The organism is Ruegeria sp. AE4, assembly GCF_056542185.1.
Genome location: NZ_JBQFZK010000014.1, coordinates 38,888 through 52,056 on the forward strand (window position 1 = coordinate 38,888; position 13,169 = coordinate 52,056).

A 13,169-nucleotide genomic window follows, 5' to 3' on the forward strand; every position below is an offset into this window, starting at 1 on the left:
GCTGTTCTTTAACGGGAACCGGGCGCGCTCTGGTCGATCCGGAACGAGGCCCGGTCGGATTGACCCTGCGCATCCACCACCACAAGTGAGGTAAATCCGGGTCCGGGATTGGGAATTTCAAATTCTCGCTGCCGTTGCCCGGTCAAGACAGGCACGCCGTTGGTCAGAACGGAAAACGGCCCGACACCACCGCGTAGTTTCACCGTCAGAGGGCTCCCGAGAGTCTCTAACACAGCGTTTTCTGGTGGAAACAACAGATCAGGTGCGGTTTGGTCCGTTTCGAAAGCCGCCGCGCGGGGCCGGAAACGTTGCAACGGTTGCGGCAATTGCGCCGCGCCAACCAACAGTGTTGATGGTGGCGGTGGGCGCAAGGGCGTGAGTTCGGGTTTCAACAGGCCGAAAGCCTCGGTCAGAAGCGGCGCGGCAACGTCCCCTCCGAATGCGCCGGGAACAGGTGTGCCATCCGCGCGTCCCAGCCAGACCCCGATGACATGCTGCCCGTCAAAGCCAATGGCCCAGGCATCGCGGTGCCCATAAGAGGTTCCCGTTTTGAAGGCCAGCGCCCCTGAAGTGCTGCCCGTGGGTGGTGTGATCCCGGATAGGATATCCGCAATCTGCCATGCTGAGGTTTCGGACAAAACACGAGAGGTGAGCCGTGCATCAGCCAGGGCGTCATGGCGCAGAATCGGGCCTTGCCCACCAGCGGCCAGCGTCACGTAGATCTGCACAAGATCATGCAGGCTCAGACCGACGCCACCCAAGGATATTGCCAATCCGGGTGTACCACTGCTCAGGCGCGGTTCTGATCCTGCTGTCCGCAGTGCTGCCATCACGCGCGCAGGGCCCAGCTCGTGCGTCAGGCGCACGACAGGGATATTCAGCGACAATTGCAGCGCGTCCCGAACCCTTACATCGCCCCGGAAAACGCCATCGAAGTTTCGCGGGGCGTAACGCCCGAACATCACCGGGCTATCGCTGATCAGGGTTTCCGGATGGGCCAGCCCCTGATCGAGTGCCAGCCCGTAAACCAGAGGTTTCAGCGTCGATCCGGGCGACCGCACGGCTTGGGTCATATCCACGAACCCTTGTCGTGCATCCTGATACCCGGCTGACCCGACCGAGGCCAAAATCTTACCGTCGCGATGATCTGCCACGATCAGCGCACCGGACACGCGCGGCCCGATGCGCGCGGCGGCCCGAGCGACCACAGTTTCCAACCGGGCTTGCACCCCTGCATCCAGGGTCAGATCAAATACACCGGTTGCACGGGTTTGGCCTTTCACGCGGTCGGTCAGATGGGGTGCAAGGCGCGGAAACGGGATCATTCGACCAGGAATGGTTTCCGTCAGGGCTGCGTGCGTCTCAGCCTTGGTCAATACGCCGTGGCGCTCTAACCTGCGCAAAATCCGATCACGGGCAATTTGGGCTGTCTCGGGTCTGCGATCCGGGCGCCGCGCCTCCGGGGATTGCGGCAAAGCGACCAGCAGGGCCGCCTGTGCGGCGGTCAAACGGGTTGCTTCTTTGCCGAACCAGGCGCGGGCACCGGCACGGATACCTTCCAGATTGCCGCCATAGGGGGCATGGGTCAGGTATAGGTTCAGGATCTGTGTCTTGCTCAGCTGCCGTTCCAGCGCCAATGCGACCCTAATCTGGCGAAATTTGCCACTCCAACGCCCGGTCGATCCATCTTCGATCAGCCGCGCGACCTGCATGGTCAGGGTTGATCCGCCCGAAACCGCGCGCCCATTCCAAAGGCTTTGCCCGGCTGCGCGCAGCAACGCGACAGGGTCCACGCCCGCGTGGGTCCAGAAACGTTTGTCTTCGTACCGGACCAGCATGGTGGTGAAATTGGGATCGACAGCGCCGGGCTGCAGCCTCCAGATGCCATTTGCAACCGGAAACACACGCAGGAGGTCACCGTTACGATCCCGCATCTCGACCGAAGTTTCAGTCAGAACGGGCGGCAGCACCGTGGCGTCGACCCAGCGGTCGACACCATCCCGCGCCAACGCCGCCAGATAGAGGGCACCGGCCAGCGCAAATAACAGGCGCGGCACCCTAGGCATGAGAGCCGCCCAAACAGGGATATGAAAGATGGCCGGTCACTGCACCTCGACCCGTCCCGTCGCCGTTCGCGCACGGTTCTGGGGGCGGTACATATCCTCGACCGAGGCCGCGGGATGGTGGAACACGCCCGGTGTGACAGCACGGGCGACATAAGCCAGTGTCACGGTCTGGCGCCTTGACAGGTCAACCGCAGCCAGGAACCTGTCCGAGCGGAACTCGGTATGTGTGGCATCAGACAGATCCAACCAGTCCAGCGACCGTACATCGCCCGATCGCAGCAGGTTCGGGTTGTCAATCTCGATTCCGGCGGCAAGGGGATCGTCCACCATCAGACGCGCCCCACCGCTTTCAAACGGCGTGACCGTCAGAACCGTGACAAACCGGTCCCCCACGGCAAAGCGGCCTGCGTCAATCAGATCGCCGTCCATCGAATAATACTGCCGTTCGATTGCATAGCCGGTGCCACCAGCCCCAGGCGGATCTTCGGGGATTCCGGTCACCGTCAGGGTGATATCGGTTGCCTGACCGTCGGTCGCAGTGATGTTGACCTCTTCCGCCTGCCCGGATTGCAGAACCTGAACAAAGGGGCCGGATACTGACACGCCATTGACCGTCAAACCGGAGCCGGACGGATCAGACACCAGCGCGTGCGCCGCCAGCAGGGACCATGTGGCCTCTTGCGTGGACAGGGGAGTGCGGCCCGTGCTTACCCGTTGGATCAATGCGTTGCGGTCAATCGCCTCGCTGCCCGCATCTACCGCCAGGGTCAGCAGGCCCGCCGCATCCCGCAGGCGGGTGCCGTAATCCGCGCGCCAGTGGTTTTCCTGATCGTTCGGCACCTGTTGCAGCATCCGCGCCGCACGGGCGAACATCGCGTCTGCGCGGGTCTGGTCCCCGTACGAGGCCAGCGCAGCGCCCAGTTGCGCTGCAGCCAACGGCGTGTCGAAAGCATCCCCTTTGACATCCGCATAATAACGCAGATCGCCCATCGCCGCCGCGCCTTCCCGCGCCAGAACCATCAGGGCATAAGCGATATCCTGACCACCTTCGTCAAAATCCGGCGCATAATTGACCCGATTGCGCAGGTTATCCATGGCCTGCGCAAAAGCCTGATCCGGCACCGGGTGCCCGTGCGCACGGGCGCGCGACAGGAAATCGGTTACATAGGCGTCCAGCCAGAAATCACCGCTGCCTGCGCGCCACAGGCCAAAGGCACCGTTTGCAGCCTGACGAGTCAGGATGCTTCGGATTGATTCCGTGATGCGTTGATTCACCTCCGGGCCATTGCCCAGCCCCGAGGCCTGCGCGACGGATGACAGGTAAAGCAGCGGCAGCGCCTTGCTGGTGATCTGCTCGGTGCAGCCATAAGGGTAACGGTTCAACTGATCCAGCAGGCCGGGCATATCGAACTTTGCCAGTGCTCCGGCGGACAGAATGGCCTTGGCCGAGCCGGGTTGAAACCCATCAAAAACATCCTGTGAAAACAGAAAGCTGTCACCCGCACCCAGCGCAAAGCGCCGTGTCCGGGCAATCACGGGATCATTGGCCCGCACCGGCATCCGAAGGGTTTGCGACAGATCGCGCCCGTCTGGTGTGGTGATGGAAACGCTGATCTCTGGATCGCCAATAACATGGGCCGTTACAGGGATGTCGAACACCGCTTTGCCACCATCCTCCAGCAGAAAGCTTGCCGGTACCGGGCCCAGTTCCAGCCCACCAGTGGTGGTCAGGCCAAGCGCCATGTCTCCGGATGTGCCATCCGCATGGACAATCTCAAGCCGCATCCGACTTTGATCGCCGGGGGCCAGAAACCGCGGCAGACTGGCCGTCACCACCACCGGGTCGCGGACGATCATGTCCGCTTCGGCCTGACCGACGGCTTTTTGTGACCACGCGACGGCCATCAGTCGGACCGTACCATTGAAGGCGGGCAGGGGGATGTCGACCTCAACCTTTCCATCCGCACCGACCTGAACCGGGCCGCTGAACACCGCCATCAGATCTTGCGTCGGTGGCGGGGATTGGCGGCGCATCCCGTTGTCATTGTCGCCGCCAGAGCGAACCGTACCCATCGTTCCGTTCATGCCGTCGATCAGCCGCCCGTAAACATCTCGCAGGTCCACGCCCAGACGACGTTGCCCGAAATAGTACGCTTGCGGGCTTGGGCTTTCGAACCCCGTTAGGTTGAGGATGCCCACATCCACAGCAGCAAGGGTCAGCCAGACTGGATCATCGCTTGCAACATTTTTGACCCTAACAAGGGTCTTCTGTGTTTGACGGGGCGAGGTAACCTCGGGCACCTCAATGGCAACTGACAGCGTGCGATCCGCGGGATCAATGGCAGCATAGGAGACGCCCATGGCGCGTGCCGGGTTCTGACCGGCCGCAACATCCATCGGTCGGATCACTGTGGCCGTGACATAGGCACCTGCACCCCAATCTTCTGTCACCTCTATCGGGATAACTGTCTCGCCCTCCTTTACGGCAACCATCTGGCGATGGATCAGGCGGTTCGAAAGCACCTCGATCTGGGCGATACCTGCCATGCGCGGAACGATGCGCAGCTGTGCGGTTTCCCCGGCGCGATAGCTGTCGCGATCCAGCGACATCTCAAGCCGGTCAGGCGTGGTCGAAGCATCTGCGGCCTGATACCAGCCTGCGTGGAAATCGACAGCGGTTTCCGTAAAGGTGCCATCAATACGTTGGACCACCAGTTCATAACGGCCCCAGTCCACGGGCTGGGACAACGCCAAAGGATCAGTAGCGACGTCAATCTCTCCGGTGGCAACGCGAGTGCGTCTGGTTGTCGGTTCCCAATTCCAGTTTCCGTAAAGCTGATACCATTGATACCGCGTTTCGATCTTGTTCAGCGTCCAGCGCAGGCGCATCGGGCTGGGGCTCAGGTCGGGTGCAAGGCCAATGATCTGAAACGCTGCCTCGGTACCTTCGGGGAGTACGTCCTCGAACAGGGGTTTGACACCGATCACAGGTTGCGGCGGCAGGACAGGAACGCTCAGGCGACGTTCAACAGGGCGGCCTGAGCCGTCAGCCAGTCGCGCAATAACCTCGGCTTCAATTGGTTTCCCTTCCGTCTCTAACAAAGGGATTTCAACGGCAATAGATGCTTTGCCGTTTGCATCTGTGCGCATGTCACCAAAATAGGTGCTTTTGATCGATGTCTCGGCGTCATAGCGGCCAAAGCGATACCCGTCGTAGCCCGGCACTGTGTCCGCCGGGCGTGCGATAACCTGACCGTCGATGCTCAGGTCGGACCCCGGCGCACCAAACAAATAGCGCGCGTCGATCGAAAGCGGAGGGCTGTCGCCGGGACGCAGGGGCGCGTCCGGCAGGGTCAGCTCAAAATCTATACGTTCCGGCAGGAAGTCTTCTACCAGCACTGTTTGTCGCGCCAGCGCATCGCCTTTGGGATCAGACTTGATCTCGATCCGCCAAGCGCCGCGTGGTGCATCTGCCGCAACAGGCAGGGCAAAGATATGCCCCCCGGCGACGCCGCCATCCGAGACGGTTCGGCGGTATTCCACGCCGTCAGGGCGATACAGGATTGCAATCAGGGGCAGGCCCTCGATAGCCTGCGCCTCACCATCGCGCGAAAGGGCGGTGAGGTGTATCACCTCTCCGGCTCGATAAGCGCCGCGATCCGTGGCTAGAAAAACATCAACCGGCCCCGCAGGTGCACGCCCTTCAACACCACGATCTGACAGGTCAAAGGCAGGATCGGTCAAGGATAGAAAGCTGAAGTCACTGTCCCCGGTCGATGCCATCACCAGCGCGGGCGCACTGGCCCCCTTGCCCCGTATCAGACCGGGATCGAACCGGACATAACCTGATTCATCCGTTCGCGCTTGGGCGATGACCGCATTTGCGCTTGTGACCAGTGAAACCTCGACACCTTCACGGGGTGCCGCGTCGCTCAGCCCGCGCACCGTGACGTGCAATCCATCGGTGCCAAGCACGCTGCTGATCCCAAGATCGGACAGAACAAACCATTGCGTTGCGCCCAGGTCGTCATAGGGATCAGCCCCCGGAACACGGGCGGTCAGCGTATAGATGCCAGCGGGCTGATCCGCGATCGCTTCTGCCATGGGCAGGCGCGCCGTCATGGTCTGGTTCAGTTCGTTGGCCACTTCGGCGGTGCCAGTCCAGATATCCTCGGCAATTTCATCGGAAAATTCTGCTTCCTGCCATTCACTGAGCGGGCGACCGAAGAAATCCTGCTGAACCGCGCGCAACAGGTTCCGGTCGCTGACCCTCCGCAGGATCAGGTTCAGCTCGGTGACGTTGACCGTTTCAACGGGCAACGCAGCATTAACGGATTTCGGCAGAACGTAGCTGCGCCCGGGAAACCGGACCAAAGGCGCCCGGTCGCGCACGTAATGGGTAAGCTCAACATTGCGGTTCAGCGCCTCGCCCGAGGCGGAGGGCAAGCCTTCGCGTAGCGTCAGGCGATAGCGCTGACCATGGGCGACACCGTCAACGCACAGCTGCCTGCCCTCAGCCTGTACCACCAACCCGTCATCGTTGCGCTGGACAAACGGATCATAGTCGACCCCCGCCTTGACCAACGGTTCCGAAAACTCAACACAGATCCGCGGCGCGGCGGCGTCGCTTTCGACAGAACTGTCGACCACGCGAAACCCGTATTTCCCGATGGCATCATTCAGTGCGGCCAGTACATCCTCGCGCGGTTGGATTTGCTCGGCCAGCCGCAGCACCGGGATCATATCGCGCCCACGCTCGACTTCCTCCAGGGCGCGGGCCAATGTCATCAGGGCGGCAACCTGCGTGCCGGGAGTATCGGCGCGCAGATAGCCATTGGTTGCGGCATTCAGCGCACGGTTGCGCAGATCGCGCCTTTCACTCCAGTCCGAAGAGTTTGTCTGCAACAACAGGCGCGCGTATTCCACCCACAGATCAGGCGCATCGCTGAGCGATACGGCCACACCAGTCCAATTCATCGCCTGCCGCGGGCTGCTCGCGCTGCGCGCCGCGTCCAGAACAGCCTGCAGGTCGTTACCCTGTGCCATATGCAAAAAGCCCAGATCGCGCGCCTGATCTGCGGCCTGCTTCAGGTCAGCAGTACCAAGTACATTCAACGCATTTGCACGCGTTTTTGCCAAAGTTTGGGTCTGATCTAGAGTAAGCACCTTCTGCGCAGACACAGCCCCCTGATAGGCCTCTTGCCGGTTTACACCGCTTTTTGGAAAACAGGCATTGGATCGGGTGTTGTAGGTGAACGCGGTGCAAAGTGTATTGGCGGAACAAGCCTGAATGCAGGACTTCAGATCGGTATCGAAAAGGGCGTCCAGATCCGAGCCATAAAAATCTGCGTCCCGTGTCGTGATGTAGCGGAAATCAGGCACTGCATCCTGCGCCTGGGTGGCGCCGGGCTGGACCAATAGTGAAAAGACGTAAGTTATTGAAATAAAAACAAAGCGGCGCATGGTGCCCTCCTCTTTGGGCACAGCGTTGCATGGTGTGCGCCTGTTGTGCAACGGCTTAAACAGTTTTTCATCTTCCGCCGGGATGCTGGGCGCAGAGCGTTCTGGAATCAATCAAATGAGTCTTGCACATAAATTGGCACAGGAACGGCGCGCGCGTTTGGCAGCTGAACGGATGCTGGCCCTGAAACAGGCCGAGCTTTCGGCAGCCAATCGCAAACTGGGTCAACATGCCATGGCGTTGACCAAACGAATTGGCGAAACGCAGGCTGAGGTTGAAACCGTTCGGGATGAAAACGAAAAGGTCAAATCCGATCTCTGCTTGGCCAACGCCAAGATCGAGGTTGCCGAACGCCGTTTGTGGCACTCGATTCAGACAATTCAGGACGGATTTGCCTTTTTTGACGGTGACAACCGGCTGATCGGCGCAAACGCCGCGTATCTGAGCGTTTTTGAAGGCCTGGACGAGGTCGCGCCGGGAATATCATACCCGCGTATTCTGCATTTGCTGACGTCAGAAGGTATTGTCGATATCGGGGATGAATCCGCGGAAGACTGGCAGGCCAGAATGCTGGCCCGCTGGAGCCGCGCCAATCCGCCACCAATCGTTATGCAGCTTTGGAACGGTCACTATATCCGTCTGATCGACCAGCGTGGCAGCGGTGGTGATATGGTGAGCCTTGCTCTCAACATCACAGCGTCGGTCCGGCACGAAATCGAGCTTAAGGCGGCGCGCGAGCGAGCCGAAGCAGCAAACCGGGCCAAGTCGGCCTTTCTGGCCAATATGAGCCATGAAATCCGCACTCCGATGAACGGCATCGTTGGCATGTCCGAGTTGCTGGATGAAACACCGCTGGACGAAGAGCAGCGGCTATACGTCAACACGATCCGCAATTCGGGCGAGGCGTTGCTGGTCATCATCAACGACGTTCTGGACTATTCCAAGATTGAGGCGGACAAGTTGGCTCTGCACCCCGAGCAGTTCGATCTTGAACGCTGCATTCTTGAGGTTGCGATGCTGCTACAGCCCAGCGTGCGCGATAAGGGGCTGACATTGCTGGTGGATTACGACTTGTTCTTGCCAACCCTTTTTGTAGGCGATCCTGGTCGGATACGGCAGGTTTTGACCAATCTGGTCGGCAACGCCGTCAAGTTCACCTCCGAAGGCTACGTGCTGGTCCGGGTGACAGGGGTGCCCAACCCGGATGCGCAGATCTGCGACATCCATATCGCGATTGAAGACACCGGAATTGGCATCGACGCCGAGAAAATCGACCACATATTTGGCGAGTTCAATCAGGTCGAAGACGAGCGTAACCGCCAGTTTGAAGGCACCGGGCTTGGCCTTGCCATCACCAAGCGGCTGATCACCTTGATGGGCGGCACGGTTTGGGTTGAAAGCGAACCGGAACAGGGATCCTGTTTCGGTTTTCGCGTGACACTGCCCACGGTAGAAGGCCCGCAACCCGAGCCTCCGAACCTGGCGGATTGTTTGAAACATGTCCTGCTGGTCGAAGATCTTGCCGTGAACCGGGCCATTCTTGCCAAACAGCTTGGACGACTGGGGGCTGAGGTGACGGTTTGCACGTCGGGGACCGAGGCGCTGTCACAGATGAATGATCAGATTGATTTGGTTCTTTGTGACCACGATCTGCCGGATATGGATGGGCTGGATCTTGCGGTCGCGCTCAGGGATCGCGGGTGGGGTGACATTCCGGTGGTCGTGATGTCTGCAAGCCCCGGTTTGATTCACGCGCATCCTGCCCGTGACCTGATCGACGGTGTCTTGCAGAAACCCATCCCTCGATCCGAGTTGTATGGCAGGTTGATGGCCCTCGACGGCTCATCGTTGGAAAGAGGCCCTTTGGATATGGGTAAAACAGTCTCTAAAAAGAGAGATTCTGAATCTGCGCACCCCCGACGCATGAGGGTTCTTGCCGCCGAGGACAACCGCACCAACCAATTGATCCTGAAGAAGATGGTCAAGGATCTGAATATCGATCTTCGCTTTGCCTCCAATGGGATTGAAGCGGTTGAGATCTATCAGGCGTTCGAGCCAGATCTGATCTTCATGGATATTTCAATGCCGAAGATGGACGGCAAACAAGCAACAGCGGAAATTCGCGGGCTTGAGGTTGCAACCGGTCGTCACGTTCCCATCGTTGCCCTGACGGCCCATGCCATGGCGGGGGATGATCAGGGTATTCTGTCAGCCGGCTTGGACCACTACCTGACCAAACCGCTACACAAGAACCGAATTCACCAGATGATCCTGCAACACCAACCCGATTGCGTCTGCTCGGTCGCAGACACCATGCCCAGTGTCAAAATCCGGCGTGAGCGGGGCGAAAACCCAAATCCGACCTCGTCGGGCTGACACTTCAGGCGTTTGCCATCGGGATGCAAGTTCAAGTGATCTGGGTTTCAGGCCGCATAAGGTCTGACGAAAACGGGCTTATCCGCTTCCGACAGATCAGGGCGGTATTCATAGCCGCCACTGTCGAAATCCAGCAGTCCCTTAGGGTCGGTCAAGCGGTGTTGGATGACATACCGCGCCATGGCACCGCGCGCCTTTTTGGCAAAAAAGCTCACAATCTTTGGGGTGCCGCCCTTATCTTCCATGAAGACCGGTGTGATGACGCTCAGGTTCAGGGCATTCAAATCCACCGCACCAAAATACTCCTGACTGGCACAATTCACCAGAATGTTGCTGTTAATCTCGGCACCTTGTGCATTCAGTGCCTTACTCAGCTGATCGCGCCAGTATTCGTAAAGGTTCTTCCCTCTTCGGGTTTTAAGCTTGCTGCCCATCTCAAGCCGGTAGGGCTGTATCGCGTCGAGTGGCCGCAACACACCATAAAGGCCGGAAAGGATGCGCAAGTGGTCTTGCGCCCATAACAGCTCGTCTTCGTCCAGCGAAGCAGCTTCAAGCCCTTGATATGTGTCGCCAGCAAAAGCAAGCGCAGCCGGGCGTGTGACCTTGGCGTCGGGTGCATCCGAAAAAGCGCGATACCGGTCGCGGTTCAGGCGTGCCAGATCGTCGCTCAGATCCATCAGTTTCTTCAGATCACTCAGCGTCAGGTTGCGAGCGGTTTTGGACAGCCGGATCGCATCCTCCTGAAAATCGGGCTGCGTTACCCCGACATTCCGCTCTGCCCAGTCCAGCCGTTTGGCCGGGGAAATCACGATCAGCATATCCGCCCTCTTTCTTGCCTGTTCGGGGGTATCTAGCCCGCCTCACGCAGCACGTCCAGAAAAGCGGCGCCAAACCTTTCGTGACATCGATCACCCAGCACCTGCGCAATCCCACGGGGATCGTCTGGGCGGAGTTGCGCAACTTTTGCCAATTGTGAGGCCGAGCAGGTCAGGGGCTTGTCGATCCCGGCTGGACCGCGCGACAGCAAGGACTGAACTTCCATCAAACGGTCGTAAATCTCACCCTGATTGCGGCCAGCCAGTTTTCGGCGCGCCGGATGAACACTTCTTGTTTCGCCCGCGATTACTTCAAGGAACGTATCGCCATAGCGTTCCAGCTTTTTGGCCCCAACACCGCCGATCCGGGCCATATCGTCCAGCGTTACAGGGCGCTTTTCCGCCATCTCGATAAGCGTACGGTCCGGAAAGATGACATAGGCCGGAACACGTGCAGCTTCAGACAGGGCACGGCGTTTGGCCTTGAGCGCGGATAGCAGCGGGGCGTCTTCTTCGGACACCATTGCCTTGACCGCAGGCCGACGGACCGCATTGCGCAGCGTATCCTTGCGCAGGTTGATTTGCGTCTCGCCTTTCAGAATTGGTTTGGCCGCTTCGGTCATGCGCAATGCGCCGTGACGTTCAGGGTCGGGGCGGACCAGATCGTGTCCCATCATCTGGCGGAAAATGGCCTGCCATTGCGGGCGCGTCCAATCCTTTCCGACGCCAAAAGTGGACAAATCCTCGTGGCGGCGGGCGCGGATTTTGTCGGTCTCATTTCCCAGCAGGATATCGATCAAATGGCCTGTACCGAACCATTCCTCGGTCCGCAGGATCGCGGACAGGGCCATGCGTACCGGAGTTGTGCCATCGAAAACTTCGGGCGGGCTGTCGCACAGATCGCATTTGCCGCAGGGTCCTGTGGTCTCGCCAAAGTAACCCAACAATGTCTGGCGGCGGCATTCTAATGCCTCGGCCAGACCCAGCAAGGCATTCAGACGCGCATGATCGGCCATGCGGCGCTCGGGCGGCGCTAGACCCTCGTCAATCTGTGATCGCCGCAGGCGAATGTCATCGGGGCCGAACAGGGTCAGCGTTTCGGCCGGGCCGCCATCGCGCCCGGCGCGTCCGATTTCCTGATAATAGGCTTCGATTGATTTCGGCAGGTCCGCATGGGCGACCCAACGGATATCGGGTTTGTCGATGCCCATGCCAAAAGCCACGGTTGCGACGACGATCAACCCGTCCTCGCGCGCGAAACGGGTTTCGACAATGCGGCGGTCCTCGGCCTCCATCCCGCCGTGATAGTGGCAAGCCGAGTGCCCCTCGGTGCGCAGGGCCTGAGCAATCACCTCGGTTTTGTTTCTGGTGCCGCAGTAAACGATACCCGACTGGCCTTTGCGTGCATCTGCGAAATCAAGGATCTGCTTGCGCGGCCCGTCTTTTGCGGCAAAGGCCAGATGGATGTTGGGCCGGTCAAATCCGCGCAGAAATTTGCGTGGCTCAATGCCATCGAACAGTTTTTCGACAATCTCATCCTGCGTTTCGGCGTCCGCCGTGGCGGTAAACGCGGCCAGCGGAACCTTCAGGGCGCGCCGCAACTCTCCGATCCGTAGGTAATCAGGGCGAAAGTCATGCCCCCATTGACTGACACAATGGGCTTCGTCCACGGCGATCAGGCTGACGTTGATCCGACGGAGCATCCCAAGCGCCGACCCGGCAGCCAGACGTTCGGGTGCCATGTAAAGCAGCTTTAGCCGCCCGTCCTCCAGCGCGTCCCAGACGGCCTCGGTTTCCTCGGGCGTGTTGCCGGATGTCAGCGCACCGGCCTCGACCCCGGCCTCTTGCAGCCCCCGCACCTGATCACGCATCAGGGCAATGAGCGGAGATATAACGACCGTCACGCCATCGCGGAGCAGTGCAGGGAGTTGAAAGCAAAGAGACTTCCCGCCACCTGTGGGCATGATCGCCAGCACGTTTTCACCTGCCGTCACGGCGTCGACAATCTCTTCCTGCCCGGGGCGGAAGGCGTCGAATCCAAAGACATCTCGCAGCAAGGGTGCGGCGTCGAACATATGCGGGGGTGCCCTGTTTTAAGGTTTATCTGCTCTTAAAACAGGACAATCACATACTAAGATTAAGTGAACAAGAGGTCAGTAGAAATAGGGCGCGTTGTTGATAAGGATGATCCGCAAGGCATAGACGCCGATCAGCACCACCAGCGGGGTCAAATCCAACCCACCCATATTGGGTAGAACGCGGCGGATCGGCCCGTAAATAGGCTCTAATATCCGATTTAATCCGTACCAGATTTGTGCAACCAGTTGTTGGTGCAGGTTGAGCACCTGAAAGTTGATCAGCCAGCTCATGATCACATGGGCCAGAATGATGAACCAGACAATGTCCAAGATCAGCAGCAGGATTTGGATCAGCGACAGCATGGGATCTCCG

6 protein-coding genes are annotated in these 13,169 nt (G+C 59.5%); 1 reads left to right on the forward strand and 5 read right to left on the reverse strand.

Annotated features, from left to right (window positions below; all coding sequences use genetic code 11):
* Nucleotides 1-8: 8 nt before the first annotated feature.
* Together pbpC and ACR0EK_RS15610 are read right to left on the reverse strand one after the other, a co-directional pair.
* Complete coding sequence (gene pbpC, locus ACR0EK_RS15605) at nucleotides 9-2,066, reverse strand: penicillin-binding protein 1C (RefSeq protein ID WP_480967931.1); 2,058 nt, start codon at nucleotides 2,064-2,066, stop codon at nucleotides 9-11.
* 36 nt (nucleotides 2,067-2,102) lie between these two features.
* Complete coding sequence (locus ACR0EK_RS15610; RefSeq protein WP_480967932.1) at nucleotides 2,103-7,529, reverse strand: alpha-2-macroglobulin family protein; 5,427 nt, start codon at nucleotides 7,527-7,529, stop codon at nucleotides 2,103-2,105.
* Nucleotides 7,530-7,644: 115 nt separating this feature from the next.
* Here ACR0EK_RS15610 and ACR0EK_RS15615 point away from each other — a divergent pair, with 115 nt between their 5' ends.
* The gene (locus ACR0EK_RS15615; protein WP_480898793.1) at nucleotides 7,645-9,903 is read left to right on the forward strand and encodes a response regulator; all 2,259 of its coding nucleotides are present in this window, start codon (nucleotides 7,645-7,647) and stop codon (nucleotides 9,901-9,903) included.
* A 47-nt stretch (nucleotides 9,904-9,950) separates the two neighbouring features.
* On the opposite strand, the gene yaaA is transcribed toward ACR0EK_RS15615, so the two are convergent.
* The 3 genes from yaaA to ACR0EK_RS15630 all read right to left on the reverse strand — a co-directional run bounded on the left by yaaA (nucleotide 9,951) and on the right by ACR0EK_RS15630 (nucleotide 13,159).
* Nucleotides 9,951-10,721: a peroxide stress protein YaaA gene (gene yaaA, locus ACR0EK_RS15620; RefSeq protein WP_480967933.1), complete on the reverse strand. Its 771-nt coding sequence runs from the start codon at nucleotides 10,719-10,721 to the stop codon at nucleotides 9,951-9,953.
* Nucleotides 10,722-10,753: 32 nt separating this feature from the next.
* Nucleotides 10,754-12,793, reverse strand: a complete 2,040-nt coding sequence (gene recQ, locus ACR0EK_RS15625; RefSeq protein ID WP_480898795.1) for a DNA helicase RecQ — start codon at nucleotides 12,791-12,793, stop codon at nucleotides 10,754-10,756.
* A gap of 78 nt (nucleotides 12,794-12,871) precedes the next feature.
* Complete coding sequence (locus ACR0EK_RS15630) at nucleotides 12,872-13,159, reverse strand: YggT family protein (RefSeq protein ID WP_170382138.1); 288 nt, start codon at nucleotides 13,157-13,159, stop codon at nucleotides 12,872-12,874.
* Nucleotides 13,160-13,169: the final 10 nt, after the last annotated feature.

Bases quoted from the DNA above. Each gene is read 5' to 3' on its own strand.
- pbpC (WP_480967931.1), bottom strand. From the start codon at position 2,066: ATGCCTAGGGTGCCGCGCCTGTTATTTGCGCTGGCCGGTGCCCTCTAT.
- ACR0EK_RS15610 (WP_480967932.1), bottom strand. From the start codon at position 7,529: ATGCGCCGCTTTGTTTTTATTTCAATAACTTACGTCTTTTCACTATTG.
- ACR0EK_RS15615 (WP_480898793.1), top strand. From the start codon at position 7,645: ATGAGTCTTGCACATAAATTGGCACAGGAACGGCGCGCGCGTTTGGCA.
- yaaA (WP_480967933.1), bottom strand. From the start codon at position 10,721: ATGCTGATCGTGATTTCCCCGGCCAAACGGCTGGACTGGGCAGAGCGG.
- recQ (WP_480898795.1), bottom strand. From the start codon at position 12,793: ATGTTCGACGCCGCACCCTTGCTGCGAGATGTCTTTGGATTCGACGCC.
- ACR0EK_RS15630 (WP_170382138.1), bottom strand. From the start codon at position 13,159: ATGCTGTCGCTGATCCAAATCCTGCTGCTGATCTTGGACATTGTCTGG.